This window comes from Pseudomonas sp. App30 (genome assembly GCF_047947025.1).
In the GTDB taxonomy this organism is placed as follows: Bacteria; Pseudomonadota; Gammaproteobacteria; order Pseudomonadales; family Pseudomonadaceae; genus Aquipseudomonas.
The window spans coordinates 4066636-4081850 of sequence record NZ_CP133165.1; the positions used below are offsets into that span (position 1 = coordinate 4066636).

Below are 15215 nucleotides of genomic sequence, written 5' to 3' on the forward strand. Positions count from 1 at the left end.
CGGCTACGGTTTTGCAGGGCACATGCAGCCCTACCCGATATACTGTCGCCCTGCCATGGACTTGTGACACCGGTTAGGGAAATCGATCATGCAATGGGTACTGCTGTTGCTGGGCCTTGCGTTGGGTGGTGCGTTCGATGAATCCATCGACGGCGCGCTCATTGGTGGGCTGTTGGGGCTGGGCCTGGGCCAGGCCTTGCGGCTTGCCACGCTTACGCGTCGCAGCGAGGAACAAGCCCGGGCGCTGACGGCCTTGCAGCTGCGGTTGCAGGCGCTGGAAGGGCCTGCGCCGGTGGTAGCGCCTGCTCCCGCCCCCGAAGCAGCCGCGGAGCTGGAATGGGAGTTGCCCGCAACCCCGCCCGAAGCCGCTCCCGAGCCTGTCACTGCCAACGCCTGGGCCACCGAGCCCCGGCCACCTGGCGAACCCGATCTCTTCGGCAAGGCCTTCGCGGCCGCCCGCGGCTGGCTGCTGGGCGGCAACACCGTGCTGCGCGTGGGCCTGGTGCTGCTGTTCCTGGGCCTGGCGTTCCTGCTGCGCTACGCCACCGAAAACGTCGTGGTGCCGGTGGAACTGCGCTACGCCGGCGTCGCCGCCAGCGCCCTGGCGCTGCTGGGGCTGGGCTGGTGGCTGCGGCTGAAACGCCGCGGCTACGGCCTGCTGCTGCAAGGTGCTGGCGTGGGCGTGCTGTACCTGACCATCTTCGCTGCCATGCGCCTGCATGCGCTGATCGACCCCGGCCCGGCCATGGCCCTGCTGGTGGCTATCACGGTGTTCTCGGCCATCCTGGCGGTGCTGCAGGATGCCCTGGGCCTGGCTTGCGCGGCGGCCCTGGGCGGCTTTGCCGCGCCTATCCTCGCATCCACCGGGGCCGGCAGCCATGTGGCGCTGTTCAGCTATTTCGCCTTGCTCAACGCCGGCATCCTCGCCATTGCCTGGTTCAAGGCCTGGCGCCTGCTGAACCTGATCGGCTTCGCCGGCACCTTCGGCGTCGGTTTCGCCTGGGGGGTGCGCGCCTATACGCCCGAGCTGTTCTGGAGCACGGCACCCTTCCTGTGGCTGTTCTTCGCCATGTACCTGGCCATCGGCCTGCTGTTCGCCCGCCGCACCCTGCTGGATAGCCCAGCGCCGCCTGCCGACGCCGACCGCGCCACGCTGCTGCGCTGGGCGGCGCGCCAGGGCGACTACGTGCATGGCACCATCCTGTTCGGGCCGCCGCTGGTGGGCTTCGGCCTGCAATGGGCGCTGGTCCATCACCTGCCGTTCGGCGCGGCGTTCAGCGCCCTGGGCCTGGGCGCGATCTACATGGTGCTGGCCTGGCTGCTGGCCCGCAGGGCCCCGCAACGCGCCACGCTGCTGACCGAAACCTGCCTGGCGTTGGCGGTGATCTTCACCAGCCTGGCCATTCCCCTGGGCCTGGACGCGCACTGGACCAGCAGCGCCTGGGCCCTGGAAGGCGCGGGGCTGTACTGGCTGGGGCTGCGCCAGCAACGACGCCTGGCGTGCTGGTTTGCCTTGCTGCTGCAACTGGGGGCTGCCGGCTGCTGCCTGTTCGCCTGGAGCCTGTCGCCGTACCTGGCGGTCACCGGTGACCTGGCGTTCAGCGCCTTGCTGCTGGCCGTCGCCGGCCTGGTCTGTGCCTGGCGCCAGCATGCCGAACGGCCTGGCAGCGGCCTGGGCGTGGTGCTGCTGGTGTGGGGCGGGCTGTGGTGGTTGCTGGCGTGTGTCAGCGGGGTGGCGCGCTGGGTGAATTGGCCGCTGGACACGGCGGCGCTGCTGCTGGCCTTCAGCGCCAGCGGCGCCGTGGCCAGCGCCCTGGCACCGCGGCTGCGCTGGCCAGGCCTGGCGCACGGGGCGCTGCTGCTGGTGCCGCTGGCCTGGCTGCTGCTGCCCTATGGTTGGGGGCACAGTTTCCACGTCGCCGCCGACCTTGGCTGGCTGGCCTGGCCGGCGGTATTGGTGGTGCATTTCTGGTCGCTGCGGCGCCTGCCCGAGTGGCTGGGCAGCCGCGTGCTGACCATCAGCCATGTGCTCGGCGCCTGGTTGTTGATTGCCCTGCTGGCGCTGGAGCTGAGCTACGGCCTGGAACAGCTGGCCGGCTACTACAACGCCTGGCGCTGGCTGGGCTGGGCGGTGTTCCCGGCGCTGTTCCTGCTGGCCATGGCCAGCCCGCGCGAATGGCCGTGGCCGCTGGCCAGTTATCCACAGGCCTACCGCTGGTGGGCCGCCTGGCCCTTGGCGTGTGGCATGCTGGGCTGGCTGTGGCTGGCCAACTGCTTCAGCGACGGCTCGGCCGAGCCGCTGCCGTACGTGCCGCTGGTGAACCCACTGGAGCTGGGCCTGCTGCTGGTGATCTACGCCCTGTTCGTCTGGGCGCGGCACTTCGACAGCCGCCTGCGCAGCCTGGGGGTACGCGGGCCGGTGAACTGGTTGCTGGGCGCCTCGCTGTTCGCGGTGCTCACCGCCATGGTCCTGCGCACCGCCCACCATTACGCCGGCTTGCCCTATGATCTACAGGCCTTGCTGGCCTCGATGCTGGTGCAGGCCAGCCTGTCACTGGTGTGGACGCTGGTGGCCCTGGGCCTGATGATTGGTGGGCACCTGCGCGGGCGGCGCAAGGTGTGGCTGGTGGGGGCGGGGCTTATCGCGGTAGTGGTGGCCAAGCTGTTCTTCGTCGAACTGAGCAATCATGGCGGCCTGGCCCGGATCGTCTCGTTCATTGGGGTGGGCGTGCTGTTGCTGGTGGTGGGGTATTTCGCTCCGCTGCCGCCACGGCGAATTGAAACGGCGGGGGCCGATTCCTGATATGGGGCACATGATCAAGACGTGGTGTGGGGTAATGGGCTTGTGTGCCGTGCTGTCGGCCATGGCCCAGGAGCAACCGCAAGACTTCGCCAACCAGGTGCCGCTGAGCACCAGTGGCCAAGGCCCGTGGTACCGCCTGGAGCTGCCGCTGGCCTTGCAGTTGGGCGCGCGGCAGGCGGACCTGGGTGATATTCGCGTGTTCAACGCCGCCGGCGAGCCCCAGGCCTATGCCCTGGTGCACGAGCCGGCGCGCCATGGGCAAAGCGAGCACCAGGCCAGCGTGAAGTGGTTCCCGCTGTACGATGACGCCGAAACCGCGCCGGGCACGCCCAAGGTGCGGGTGCAGACCGGCCCCAACGGCAGCCTGATCGAGGTGCAGCCCGACGAGGAACTGGAAGCCGGTGAAGAGGTGCTGCGCGGCTGGCTGCTGGACACCAGCGCCATCAAGGAACCCTTGAACCAGCTGAGCCTGGACTGGAGCAGCGAGCGCGAAGGCTTCCAGCGTTTCACTATCGAGGCCAGCGACGACCTGCAGCATTGGCGCCCCTGGGGCGAAGGGCAGGTGGCGCGGCTGTCGTTCGCCGACGAACGCATCGAGCAACATGAAGTCAGCCTGCCGGGCCTGCCGGCGCGCTACCTGCGCCTGTTGTGGCAAGTGCCACAGTCGGCGCCGGTGCTCAGCCAGGTGCTGGTGCAAAGCAGCGCCAGCAGCCATGTGCCGCCACCGCTGGTGTGGTCGGAGCCGATCAAGGGCAGCAGCGCCAAGGCCAACCAGTACGTCTGGATGCTGCCAGCGGCGCTGGCGGTGGAACGGGTGCAGATCGACCTGGACCAGCCCAACAGCCTGGCCCCGGTCGACCTGTTCGGCCGTTACGACCTCAATGGCAGCTGGGAACCGCTGGAAAGCGGCCTGCTCTACCGCCTGACCCAGAACGGCCAGGACGCCGTGCAGAGCGAACTGCCCATGCGCGGCGAGACCCTGCGCCAGCTCAAACTGGAGGTGGACGACCGCGGCGGTGGCCTGGGTGCCGAGGCGCCGCTGCTGCGCGTGGCGGTACGGCCGGTGCAACTGGTGTTCCTGGCGCGGGGCGCTGGCCCTTACCGCCTGGCCATCGGCAACCCGAATGCGGTCAGTGCGCAGCTGCCCTTGGGCACGCTGATACCCGACGTGGACGAGCAGCGCATGGCCGCCCTGGGCGTCGCCGAGCCCGCCGTGACGCCGGTAATCGTCGCGCCGCCGCCACCGGTGGCCGCGGCGCCATCGTCCAACTGGAAACACATCAGCCTGTGGCTGGTGCTGGTGGTCGGCGTGCTGGCGCTGGCGGCCATGGCATACAGCCTGGTGCGGGCAAAACCCGGCGGCCAGTGAGGCCATAAGCGTCACCCGCGGGCATTTTCGGACTACGCTTGAGCGGGTGGCGTGAACCTTTATCGTTACAGCCCGGTCTGAAGGGCTGGAACCGCGCCCCTATCGCTCGCTAGGTTGTGAATGAGCCTGTAAACTGCGCGGGTTTTTCCCCACCCCATTCTCCGGAGCCGTCCATGTCCCGCGTTACCCTGAGTCGCTATTTGATTGAGCAGACCCGCAGCAACAAGACCCCTGCCGATCTGCGCTTCCTTATCGAAGTGGTGGCGCGCGCATGCAAAGAGATCAGCCACGCTGTGTCCAAGGGCGCCCTGGGCGGCGTGCTGGGCAGCATGGGCACTGAAAACGTGCAGGGCGAAGTGCAGAAGAAGCTGGACGTGCTGTCCAACGACATCCTGCTGGAGTCCAACGAATGGGGCGGCCACCTGGCCGGCATGGCGTCCGAGGAAATGGACAATGCCTACCAGATCCCGGGCCAATACCCCAAAGGCGCCTACCTGCTGGTGTTCGACCCGCTGGACGGCTCGTCGAACATCGACGTCAACGTGTCGGTAGGTACCATCTTCTCGGTACTGCGTTGCCCAACCGAGTACCTGACCCAGAACGACAGCCTCAACGAGCAGGCTTTCCTGCAGAAAGGTACTGAGCAGGTCGCTGCCGGCTACGCCATCTACGGCCCGCAGACCATGCTGATCCTGACCCTGGGCAACGGCGTCAAGGGCTTCACCCTGGACCGCGAGATGGGCAGCTTCGTGCTGACCCACGAAAACATCAGCATCCCGGAAACCACCGCCGAGTTCGCCATCAACATGTCCAACCAGCGCCACTGGGAAGCCCCGGTGAAGCGTTACGTCAGCGAGCTGACCGCGGGTGAAGAAGGCCCGTTGAAGAAGAACTACAACATGCGCTGGATCGCCTCCATGGTGGCCGACGTGCACCGTATCCTCACCCGTGGCGGCCTGTTCATGTACCCGCGCGACGGCCGTGAGCCAGAGAAGCCAGGCAAGCTGCGCCTGATGTACGAAGCCAACCCGATGTCGTTCCTGGTGGAACAGGCTGGCGGCGCGTCCACCGACGGCCACCAGCGCATCCTCGACATCCAGCCTGAAGGCCTGCACCAGCGCGTGGCGGTGTTCCTGGGTTCCAAGCAGGAAGTGGAGCGCGTGACCGCGTACCACAAGGAATAATTTGTAGCCGCTGCCGAAGGCTGCGCTGGTCCTCATCCCCGCTGGAGATCTTCAGTGAGGTTGAGGGCCAGCGCAGCCTGGCGGCAGCGGCTACGAGTCTGGCGCAAAAAAATGCCCCCATCACTGGGGGCATTTTTGTTTTCAGATGCGGAAGCTGCCCACCAGCTGCTTCAACCGCGACACCTGCTGCTCCAGCTCGCTGCACGCGCGCAGGGTGGATTGCAGGTTTTCCACGCCTTCCTGGTTCAGCGTGTTGATCTCGGTGATGTCCATGTTGATGGCCTCCACCACGGCGGTCTGCTCCTCGGTGGCGGTGGCCACCGACTGGTTCATGCCGTCGATCTCGCCGATGCGCTGGGTCACGCTGCCCAGGCGCTCGCCGGCCTGGTTGGCGATGCCCACGCTTTGCTCGCTCTGGCTCTGGCTTTCGGTCATGGTGCCCACGGCTTCGCGGGCGCCTACCTGCAGTTCCTCGATGATTTTCTGCACCTGCTGCGCCGAGTCCTGGGTGCGGTGCGCCAGGTTGCGCACCTCGTCGGCCACCACGGCGAAGCCACGGCCGGCGTCACCGGCACGGGCGGCTTCGATGGCGGCGTTCAGCGCCAGCAGGTTGGTCTGCTGGGAGATGCTGGTGATCACTTCGAGGATCTGGCCGATGTTCACGGTGTTGGCGTTCAGGGTCTCGATATTGCCGCACGAGTCGCTGATCTTCGCCGACAGTTGGCCCATCACCTCGATAGTCTTGTTCACCACCTGCTGGCCATCTTCGGCCAGGCTGCGCGCGTCGCTGGAGTGCTGCGAGGCGAGTGCTGCGTTCTGGGCGATTTCCTGGGCGGCGGCGCCCAGTTCGTTGATGGCCGCGGCGACGCTGCTGGTGCGGCTGGCCTGCTGGTCGGAGTTGAGCATCGACGAGTTGGAGGCGCTCACCACCTGCAGGGCTACCTCGTTGACGCGGCCGGTGGCCGAAGACACCTCGCGAATCGATTCGTGGATGCGTTCCACGAAGCGGTTGAACGATTGCGCCAGGGTGCCGAATTCGTCGTGGGCGTGGATCACCAGGCGCTTGGTCAGGTCACCTTCGCCTTCGGCGATGTCGTGCATGGCGCGGCCCATCACGTGCAGCGGCTCCATCAGCACGCGAATCAGCAGGCCCAGCAGGGCGATGATGATCACCACGGCGATCACCGTGGCCACCAGCGCCGAGTTGCGGAATTCGCCGAGCATGGCGTAGGCGGCGTCCTTGTCCAGCACCAGCGCCACGTACCAGTCGGCCGACGGCACGCCGTTCACGCGGGTGAAGGAGATGAACTGGGTCTTGCCGTTCAGCTCCACCTCCTTGAGGCCCGGCGACACCTGCGGGGCGCCCTGTGGATAAGCTTCCGACAGGCTTTTGAGGTCCAGCTTCACGTCCGGGTGGATAAGAATCTTGCCGTCGCCGGTGACGATGAAGGCGTGGCCATGGCCGCCGAAGTTCAGCGAGTTGATGATGTCGCTGATGCTGGTCAGGTCAATGTCCGCGCCGGCTACGCCGATGAACTGGTTGTCATGGCGCACCGGGGTGGCGATGGTAATCACCAGCTTGCCCGAGGAGGCGGCGATGTAGGGCTCGGTGACGATGGTCTGCTGGGCCGCGTTGGCCGCCTTGAACCAGCCGCGCTGGCGCGGATCGTAGTCAGCCGCGCGGTTGCCCGCAGGCACCGAGAACATCACGCCGTTCTGGCCGCCGAAGTAGGTCAGCTGGAAGTTGCTGGAGTAGGCCGGCAGGCCCACGCTGCGCGCCAGGCTTGGCGCCGAGTCGCCATCCACTGCCACTTGCTGGCCAAGGGACTGCAGCAGCTGGATGCGGCTTTCCAGCCACGTCTGGATGTTGCTGGTGGTCAGGGTGCCCAGCTGCTTCATCGAGGCTTCGGTGTTCTCGTGCAGCGTGGCGCGCTGGCGGTAGTCGTTGAACGCCATGAAGCAGGAGAACGCCAGGGCGACGATGAGAGCGGCCGCGATCAGGATCTTGTGGCTGAATTTCAGGTTTTTTGTCATTGGGGTGATCTGTACGCAAAGGGGCTGATCAAACGGGGGTGGCAATCTGCCAGATGCACGCAGATAGCGCTATCTACTGTCGGCCGAAACTTCGTGAAGATTAATGTACGGTTTGGTGAGTTGACCGGCGGGCAGGGCGGGGCTGGCATAAATGCCCGGGGTGGCCGGGAACCAGATCGCGGTTTTCTCTTCTAAGCTCTAGCTGGCAGCCAAGCCGGCACTACTGTCCAGGAGTGACCTTTCATGTCTTTGCGTTCCCTCGCCCTGTTGTCGTTCTGCGTGTTGCTCGCCGCATGCAACAAGATCAACCAGGAAAACTATTCACAGATCAAGGCGGGCATGACCAAACCTGAAATCGAGAAGCTGCTGGGCAGCCCCACCGATTGCTCCGGCGCGCTGGGCATGTCCAGTTGCACCTGGGGTGACAAGAACAGCTTCATCAGCGTGCAGTACGCCGGTGACAAGGTAGTGATGTACTCGGGGCAGGGCCTCAAATGAGCCGCTTGAAGATGGTGGCCATGCTGCTGGGCGGCCTGGCGGCAGGTGCGTTGCTGGCCGGCTGCGCCAACAAGGCCAGCGACCCGCTGGCGCCGCGCACCGAGGAGCAGGTGGACCTCAAGCGTTACCAGGGCACCTGGTATGAGCTGGCGCGCCTGCCCATGTTCTTCCAGCGCAACTGCGTGCAGTCCGAGGCGCATTACCGCCTCAAGCCTGACGGCAACATCGCCGTGCTCAACCGTTGCCGCACCGCCAGCGGTGAGTGGGAAGAAGCCACCGGCACGGCGTCGCCGCAGGTGCCGGGCAAAACCGACAAGCTGTGGGTGGTGTTCGACAACTGGTTCTCGAAGATCCTGCCGGGCGTGGCCAAGGGCGACTACTGGGTGCTGTACGTGAGCGACGACTACAAGCAGGCCATCGTCGGCAACCCGGACCGCAAGTACCTGTGGCTGCTGTCGCGCACGCCAACGGTTTCGCGCGAGGTGCGTGAAGAGCTGCTGGCCAAGGCGCAGCAGCAGGGTTACGACACCACCAAGCTGATCTGGCGCGCCAAGGACTCTGAAGTCGGCAAATAACCCGTACACCCGTACACCCGTAGCCGCTGCCGCCAGGCTGCGCTGGCCTTTTTGTGCGCTGGAGATGTTCAGTGGGGCACAGGCCCAGCGCAGCCTGGCGGCAGCGGCTACAGGTCAGTTAAGGAGGTCGCGTAGCACCTGGGCGAAGGCCGTGGCGCTTGCGCGCTCTTGCGCATGCCGGCCTTCGCTGACCACCTGCTTGCCGTTTACCCACAAGTCCCGCACCTGGCGGTCGCCGCCGGCAAACAGCCAGCGGTTGAGAATGCCGTCGCCGCTGGCGGTGGCCAGGTACGGGTCGTCGCCATCCAGCACCAGCCAGTCGGCGCGGGCGCCTACGCGCAATTCGCCAATGGCCTGCCCCAGCGCCTGGGCGCCGCCTTGCAGGGCGGCGTCGTACAGGGTGCGGCCAACCATGGGCTGCTCGGCGCCGTAGAGGCGGTTGCGGCGCTGGTCGCGCAGGCGCTGGCCGTATTCCAGCCAACGCAGTTCCTCCACCACGCTCAGTGACACATGGCTGTCGGAGCCGATGCCCATGCGCCCGCCCTGGGCCAGGAAGTCCACTGCGGGGAAGATACCGTCGCCCAGGTTGGCCTCGGTGGTCAGGCACAGCCCGGCCACGGCGCGGCTGTGCGCCATGCGCTGCACTTCGTCGGCGTCGGCGTGGGTGGCGTGCACCAGGCACCAGCGTTCATCCACCGGCACGTTGTCGTACAGCCACTGCAGCGGGCGCTTGCCGCTCCAGGCCAGGCAGTCGTTGACCTCTTTCATCTGCTCGGCGATGTGGATGTGCACCGGCGCGCCTGGGTCGCTGGCGGCCAGCACCTGGTTAATCTGCTCGGGCGTCACCGCGCGCAGGGAGTGGAAGCACAGGCCCAGGCGCTGGGCCGGCTGTTCGGCGACGATCGGCGCCAACTGCTGCTGCAGCCGCAGGTAGCCCTCGGTGCTGTTGATAAAGCGCCGCTGACCGTCATTGGGTGCCTGGCCGCCGAAGCCGGAATGGCTGTACAGCACCGGCAGCAGGGTCAGGCCGATGCCGCTGCTGGCCGCTGCCTGGCTGATCTGCCGCGACAGCTCGGCCGGGTCGGCATAGGCCTTGCCTTGCTGGTCGTGGTGCACGTAGTGGAATTCGGCCACCGAGGTGTACCCGGCCTTGAGCATCTCGATGTACAGCTGGCGGGCGATGACGCCCAACTGCTCGGGGCTGATCTTGCCCACCAGGCGGTACATCAGGTCGCGCCAGGTCCAGAAGCTGTCGTTGGGGTTGCCGGCCACTTCGGCAAGGCCGGCCATGGCGCGCTGGAAGGCGTGGGAGTGCAGGTTGGGCATGCCCGGCAGCAGCGGGCCCTTCAGAGGCGTGGCGTTCTCGGCACTGGCGTTGGCCTGCAGCTGGGTGATCAGGCCGTCGGCGCCCACCTCGATGCGGACCTTTTCGGCCCAGCCGGTGGGCAACAACGCACGTTCGGCAAAGAAAGCGGACATCGACACTTACCTCATCAGGTTTATTTGTATATACATATACAGACGTTTGCCTGCCCGGTAAACTGCGGCAAGCTATCCATCTATCGATTCAGATTGGCTTAACAGAAGGATTTCCCGTGTCGACTCCGCCCGTAGTTTCTCCACTGGTTGCCCAGATGGGCGAAAGTCCGGCACCGCTCTATGCCCGCGTCAAACAGATGATCGCCGGGCAGATCCAGAACGGCACCTGGCCGCCGCACCATCGCGTGCCCTCCGAAAGCGAGCTGGTCACCCAGCTGGGTTTCAGCCGCATGACCATCAACCGCGCCCTGCGCGAACTCACTGCCGAAGGCCTGCTGGTGCGCATGCAGGGCGTGGGCACGTTCGTGGCCGAGCCCAAGAGCCAGTCGGCGCTGTTCGAGGTGCACAACATCGCCGATGAAATCGCCTCGCGCGGCCATCGCCACCGCTGCCAGGTGATCATGCTGGCCGAGGAGGCCGCCGGTTCCGAGCGCGCGTTGGCGCTGGACATGCGCGAAGGGCAGAAGGTGTTCCACTCGTTGATCGTGCATTTCGAGAACGACATCGCCGTGCAGATCGAAGACCGCTACGTGAATGCGGTGGTGGCGCCGGACTACCTCAAGCAGGACTTTACCCAGGAAACGCCCTACGCTTACCTGTCCAGGGTCGCACCGCTGACCGAGGGCGAGCACGTGGTCGAGGCAATCCTGGCCGATCCGTCGGAGTGCAAGCTGCTGCAGATCGAGCCGGGCGAACCCTGCCTGCTGATTCGCCGCCGCACCTGGTCGGGGCGTACGCCGGTAACGGCCGCGCGGCTGATCCACCCCGGCTCCCGTCACCGCCTGGAAGGAAGGTTCAGCAAATGAACAGCATCAAGCACCTGCGCGCCGCCGGCTACCCACGCATGCCGTGGAAGAATGGCGGCGGCAGCACCGAGGAAATCACCCGCGACGGCGGCGACGGCCTGGACGGCTTCGGCTGGCGCCTGTCGATCGCCGACATTGGCGAGTCGGGCGGCTTTTCCAGCTTTGCCGGCTACCAGCGGGTGATCACCGTGCTGCAGGGCGCGGGCATGGTGCTGACCGTGGACGGCGAAGCCAGCCGCGAGCTGCAGCCGTTCGATGCCTTTGCCTTCAAGGGTGACAGCGCGGTGGCGTGCGCGCTGGTGGGCGGTGCCATTCGTGACTTCAACCTGATCTACGCGCCGGCCCGCTACCGCGCCCGCCTGCAATGGCTGGAAGCGCCGCAACGGCTGTTCAGCGCGGCGCACACGGTGCTGGTGTTCAGCGTGGCAGACGCGCTGACCGTGAAGGCCGACGCCACCACCCACATCCTTGGCTTGTACGACTGCCTGCAGATCGAAACCGCCGCCCTCACCGAGCTGGCCATCGATGGCCACTGCTGCCTGATCGAAATCTCCCCGCTCTAAAAACCCCCCGTAGCAGCGGCCCCAGGCCGCGTCCCGGCGCACCGCACGGCCGCCGTCGGACGCCGCCTTCGGCAGCTGCTACGGTTACGGTGGGGTGCACCATTTTGTTACCGTTTGCCCCATGGGGGCGCAAAATTCCCACTTGGGTGGGTGGCCTTCAGCGCCGCCAAACGCCTCGAAAATTTTTTTCATCGCCTCGCAACCCGCTTCCAGCCTGCCTTCAGCCCCCCCCCGACAGCCCCGCTGCCGAAAACTTGGCAACTCAATTGCATATGCTTGTATGTACAAGTAAATACGTGCACGGAACAGTGCACTCAATGCTGAGGAGTCTCGTTCGTGACTGACAATGCCCAAAACAAATTCCGTGACGTTGAAATCCGTGCCGCCCGCGGCAACAAGCTGACCGCCAAGAGCTGGCTGACGGAAGCGCCGCTGCGCATGCTGATGAACAACCTCGACCCGCAGGTGGCCGAGAACCCCAAGGAATTGGTGGTGTACGGCGGCATCGGCCGCGCGGCGCGCAACTGGGAGTGCTACGACAAGATCGTCGAGAGCCTGACCAACCTCAATGACGACGAAACCCTGCTGGTGCAGTCGGGCAAGCCGGTAGGCGTGTTCAAGACCCACAGCAACGCCCCGCGCGTGCTGATCGCCAACTCCAACCTGGTGCCACACTGGGCCAATTGGGAGCACTTCAACGAACTGGACGCCAAGGGCCTGGCCATGTACGGCCAGATGACCGCCGGCAGCTGGATCTACATCGGCAGCCAGGGCATCGTCCAGGGCACCTACGAAACCTTCGTCGAAGCCGGCCGCCAGCACTACAACGGCAGCCTCAAGGGCAAGTGGGTACTGACCGCCGGCCTGGGCGGCATGGGTGGCGCGCAGCCGCTGGCCGCGACCCTGGCCGGTGCCAGCTCGCTGAACATCGAATGCCAGCAGAGCCGCATTGATTTCCGCCTGGCCAGCCGCTACGTCGACGAGCAGGCCACCGACCTGGACGACGCCCTGGCGCGCATCGCCAAATACACTGCCGAAGGCAAGGCCATCTCCATCGCCCTGCTGGGCAACGCCGCCGAGATCCTGCCGGAGCTGGTGAAGCGTGGCGTACGCCCGGACATGGTCACCGACCAGACCAGCGCCCACGACCCGCTCAACGGCTACCTGCCCGCCGGCTGGACCTGGGAACAGTACCGCGACCGCGCGCAGACCGACCCGGCCGCCGTGGTGAAAGCCGCCAAGCAGTCCATGGCCGTGCACGTGCAAGCCATGCTCGACTTCCAGCAGCAGGGCATCCCCACCTTCGACTACGGCAACAACATCCGCCAGATGGCCAAGGAAGAGGGCGTGGCCAACGCCTTCGATTTCCCAGGCTTCGTGCCAGCCTACATCCGCCCGCTGTTCTGCCGCGGCATCGGCCCATTCCGCTGGGCTGCGCTGTCGGGCGACGCCGAGGACATCTACAAGACCGACGCCAAGGTCAAGGAACTGATCCCGGACGACGACCACCTGCACAACTGGTTGGACATGGCGCGCGAGCGCATCAGCTTCCAGGGCCTGCCGGCGCGTATCTGCTGGGTGGGCCTGGGCCAGCGCGCCAAGCTGGGCCTGGCGTTCAACGAAATGGTCCGTCGTGGCGAGCTGTCTGCCCCGGTAGTGATCGGCCGCGACCACCTGGACTCGGGTTCGGTCTCCAGCCCCAACCGCGAAACCGAAGCCATGCAGGACGGCAGCGACGCCGTGTCCGACTGGCCACTGCTGAACGCCCTGCTGAACACCGCCAGCGGCGCCACCTGGGTGTCGCTGCACCACGGCGGCGGCGTGGGCATGGGCTTCAGCCAGCACTCGGGCATGGTCATCGTCTGCGACGGCACCGATGAAGCCGCCGAGCGCATCGCCCGCGTGCTGCACAACGACCCGGCCACCGGCGTCATGCGCCACGCCGATGCCGGCTACCAGATCGCCATCGACTGCGCCAGGGAGCAGGGCCTGAACCTGCCTATGATCAAAGGCTAATCCACAGTTGTGGGAGCTGGCTTGCCAGCGAGCTTTTCAGGGCAACCAAAAGCTCGCTGGCAAGCCAGCTCCCACAATCCTGAGATTGGCTTCCAATTTGCTTGTATGTACAAGCATAGGTGATTGCCTGGTGCGGGCTAGTAACACTTTCTCTCATTCGACTTTGCAGGAAGGTTAACGATGGCGCAGAAATTCAGCTTGTTGGGTTCATTGGCCCTGGGTGCAGTACTGCTGGCGGGCTTGCCGCTGGCGCAGGCCAAGGAGTGGACCTCGGTCAACATCGCGACCGAAGGCTCCTACGAGCCCTGGAACGTTACCCTGCCTGGCGGCAAGATCAGCGGCTTCGAGCCCGAGCTGATGGAGATCCTCTGCCAGCGCATGAAGCTTACCTGCAACATTTCGGTGCAGAACTGGGACGGCATGATCGCCAGCCTCAACGCCGGCAAGTTCGACGTGCTGATGGACGCCGTGGTCATCACCGAAGACCGCAAGAAGGTCATGGCCTTCTCCATTCCCTACGCACGTACCCCGGCAAGCTTCGTCGCCCTGGACGCCAACGTGCTGCCTGGCAAGCCGGGGCCGGCCAACGAAATTACCCTGGGCACCGACGAGAAGCAGATCGGCGAAGCCATCGAAGGCCTGCGCAAGGCCCTCAAGGGCAAGACCATCGGCATCGCCTCGGGGACCATCTACACCCCCTTCATCGACGACCACTTCAAGGACGTCGCCACCATCCGCGAATACAACGCCTCGGCCGACACCATTCTCGACCTGCAGGCCGGGCGCATCGACGTGGCGTTCGACGACGTGACCTTCCTCGACTCGCTGAAGGCCAAGGACGAGAACAAGAACCTGGCCTACACCGGCCCGCAGATCGGCGGCCCTATCTGGGGCGAAGGCGAGGCCCTGGGCTTCCGCCAGGCCGATGCGGACCTGAAGGCCAAGTTCGACGCCGCGCTGAAAGAGGCCCTGGCCGACGGCACGGTGAAAAAGCTCAGCGAGAAGTGGTTCAAGCTCGACCTTACGCCCAAGTCGTAAGCGTGGCGGGGCCGGCGCCTGCGGGCGCCGGGTGTTCAATGATTGAAGTGGTGGGAAAAACCTCATGAATCTCTTGCAGATGCTCAGCTTCGGTGACACCGGTTGGGGCATGGCCTTGCTCAAGGCGGCGGCCATGACCCTGCTGTTGACCCTGGCGGCGTTGCTGATCGGCGCCCTGGTGGGCAGCCTGGTGGCGGCGGCGAAACTCTCGCGCCAGCGCAGTGTGCGCTACCTGGGCGATGCCTACTCGATCCTGTTCAGAGGGATTCCTGAACTGCTGGTGATCTACCTGTTCTACTTCGGCGGCGCCAGCGTGGTGTCGGCCATCAATCACTGGTTCGGTGGCCAGGGCTACGTCGACGTGCCGCCGTTCCTGGTGGGCGCCATTGCCGTGGGCCTGATCTCCGCGTCGTACCAGGCCGAGGTCTACCGTGGCGCCTTCATCGCCGTGGCCAAGGGCGAACTGGAAGCGGCGCTGGCCATCGGCATGACCCGCGGCATGCGCATTCGCCGCGTGCTGATCCCGCAGATCTGGCGCTACGCGCTGCCGGGCCTGGGCAACGTCTGGCAGATGAGCCTCAAGGACTCGGCGCTGATCTCGGTGATCGGCCTGGTCGAGCTGATGCGCGCCAGCCAGGTAGCCGCCGGCTCCACCCGCCAGTACTTCACCTTCTACATCGTCGGCGGGGCCTGCTACCTGATCCTCACCGGCCTGTCGGGGCGCCTGTTCAACATTGCCGAAAACCGCGTGCAGCGCACCCAGCGCCGCAACCCGGCCCAGTCCTGAGAA

At 65.8% G+C, this 15215-nt stretch carries 12 protein-coding genes and 1 pseudogene; 10 read left to right on the plus strand and 3 right to left on the minus strand.

Translation table 11 applies throughout. The features are described from left to right. Positions 1-88 precede the first annotated feature (88 nt). The 3 genes from RAM80_RS19050 (at position 89) to RAM80_RS19060 (ending at position 5356) form a co-directional block, all read left to right on the plus strand. A complete protein-coding gene (locus RAM80_RS19050) occupies positions 89-2803 on the plus strand; it encodes a DUF2339 domain-containing protein (protein ID WP_416422006.1) in 2715 nt (904 codons plus the stop codon). A gap of 10 nt (positions 2804-2813) precedes the next feature. After that, positions 2814-4172, plus strand: a complete 1359-nt coding sequence (locus tag RAM80_RS19055) for a DUF3999 domain-containing protein (protein WP_416422007.1) — start codon at positions 2814-2816, stop codon at positions 4170-4172. Between the two features lie 173 nt (positions 4173-4345). After that, complete coding sequence (locus tag RAM80_RS19060; RefSeq protein ID WP_027979868.1) at positions 4346-5356, plus strand: class 1 fructose-bisphosphatase; 1011 nt, start codon at positions 4346-4348, stop codon at positions 5354-5356. A 141-nt stretch (positions 5357-5497) separates the two neighbouring features. Here RAM80_RS19060 and RAM80_RS19065 read toward each other — a convergent pair whose 3' ends face one another. Together RAM80_RS19065 and RAM80_RS19070 are read right to left on the minus strand one after the other, a co-directional pair. After that, the gene (locus RAM80_RS19065; protein ID WP_416427523.1) at positions 5498-6262 is read right to left on the minus strand and encodes a methyl-accepting chemotaxis protein; all 765 of its coding nucleotides are present in this window, start codon (positions 6260-6262) and stop codon (positions 5498-5500) included. 90 nt (positions 6263-6352) lie between these two features. Then, positions 6353-7390 (minus strand): annotated as a pseudogene (locus RAM80_RS19070) (cache domain-containing protein); the annotation flags it as partial. Between the two features lie 243 nt (positions 7391-7633). Here RAM80_RS19070 and bamE point away from each other — a divergent pair. Together bamE and RAM80_RS19080 are read left to right on the plus strand one after the other, a co-directional pair. Beyond that, positions 7634-7888 carry an outer membrane protein assembly factor BamE domain-containing protein gene (bamE, locus tag RAM80_RS19075; RefSeq protein ID WP_416422008.1) on the plus strand — a complete coding sequence of 85 codons (255 nt, stop codon included), beginning with the start codon at positions 7634-7636 and terminating at the stop codon, positions 7886-7888. Continuing rightward, the gene (locus RAM80_RS19080; protein ID WP_416422009.1) at positions 7885-8463 is read left to right on the plus strand and encodes a lipocalin family protein; all 579 of its coding nucleotides are present in this window, start codon (positions 7885-7887) and stop codon (positions 8461-8463) included. Before bamE ends, RAM80_RS19080 begins: the two co-directional genes overlap by 4 nt. A gap of 114 nt (positions 8464-8577) precedes the next feature. Here the strand turns inward: RAM80_RS19080 and RAM80_RS19085 are convergent, their stop codons facing one another. After that, on the minus strand, positions 8578-9942 hold the full coding sequence (locus tag RAM80_RS19085) for a formimidoylglutamate deiminase (protein WP_416422010.1): 1365 nt from the start codon (positions 9940-9942) through the stop codon (positions 8578-8580). 155 nt (positions 9943-10097) lie between these two features. Here RAM80_RS19085 and hutC point away from each other — a divergent pair, with 155 nt between their 5' ends. The 5 genes from hutC to RAM80_RS19110 all read left to right on the plus strand — a co-directional run bounded on the left by hutC (position 10098) and on the right by RAM80_RS19110 (position 15212). Beyond that, positions 10098-10808 carry a histidine utilization repressor gene (gene hutC / locus RAM80_RS19090; protein ID WP_416427524.1) on the plus strand — a complete coding sequence of 237 codons (711 nt, stop codon included), beginning with the start codon at positions 10098-10100 and terminating at the stop codon, positions 10806-10808. After that, positions 10805-11371 (plus strand): HutD family protein, encoded by a 567-nt coding sequence (locus RAM80_RS19095; protein WP_416422011.1) that lies wholly within the window; start codon positions 10805-10807, stop codon positions 11369-11371. The genes hutC and RAM80_RS19095 overlap by 4 nt, the downstream gene beginning before the upstream one ends. 336 nt (positions 11372-11707) lie before the next feature. Next, entirely contained in the window at positions 11708-13387 is a 1680-nt protein-coding gene (hutU, locus tag RAM80_RS19100) for a urocanate hydratase (RefSeq protein ID WP_416422012.1), read from the plus strand. Between the two features lie 180 nt (positions 13388-13567). After that, positions 13568-14425 (plus strand): transporter substrate-binding domain-containing protein, encoded by an 858-nt coding sequence (locus RAM80_RS19105; RefSeq protein WP_416422013.1) that lies wholly within the window; start codon positions 13568-13570, stop codon positions 14423-14425. Between the two features lie 64 nt (positions 14426-14489). Further along, positions 14490-15212, plus strand: a complete 723-nt coding sequence (locus RAM80_RS19110; protein WP_416422014.1) for an ABC transporter permease — start codon at positions 14490-14492, stop codon at positions 15210-15212. The last annotated feature ends 3 nt before the right edge of the window (positions 15213-15215 follow it).

Coding starts and splice junctions, on each gene's coding strand:
- RAM80_RS19050 (WP_416422006.1), top strand. CDS start 89: ATGCAATGGGTACTGCTGTTGCTGGGCCTTGCGTTGGGTGGTGCGTTC.
- RAM80_RS19055 (WP_416422007.1), top strand. CDS start 2,814: ATGATCAAGACGTGGTGTGGGGTAATGGGCTTGTGTGCCGTGCTGTCG.
- RAM80_RS19060 (WP_027979868.1), top strand. CDS start 4,346: ATGTCCCGCGTTACCCTGAGTCGCTATTTGATTGAGCAGACCCGCAGC.
- RAM80_RS19065 (WP_416427523.1), bottom strand. CDS start 6,262: ATGCTCAACTCCGACCAGCAGGCCAGCCGCACCAGCAGCGTCGCCGCG.
- bamE (WP_416422008.1), top strand. CDS start 7,634: ATGTCTTTGCGTTCCCTCGCCCTGTTGTCGTTCTGCGTGTTGCTCGCC.
- RAM80_RS19080 (WP_416422009.1), top strand. CDS start 7,885: ATGAGCCGCTTGAAGATGGTGGCCATGCTGCTGGGCGGCCTGGCGGCA.
- RAM80_RS19085 (WP_416422010.1), bottom strand. CDS start 9,942: ATGTCCGCTTTCTTTGCCGAACGTGCGTTGTTGCCCACCGGCTGGGCC.
- hutC (WP_416427524.1), top strand. CDS start 10,098: ATGGGCGAAAGTCCGGCACCGCTCTATGCCCGCGTCAAACAGATGATC.
- RAM80_RS19095 (WP_416422011.1), top strand. CDS start 10,805: ATGAACAGCATCAAGCACCTGCGCGCCGCCGGCTACCCACGCATGCCG.
- RAM80_RS19105 (WP_416422013.1), top strand. CDS start 13,568: ATGGCGCAGAAATTCAGCTTGTTGGGTTCATTGGCCCTGGGTGCAGTA.
- RAM80_RS19110 (WP_416422014.1), top strand. CDS start 14,490: ATGAATCTCTTGCAGATGCTCAGCTTCGGTGACACCGGTTGGGGCATG.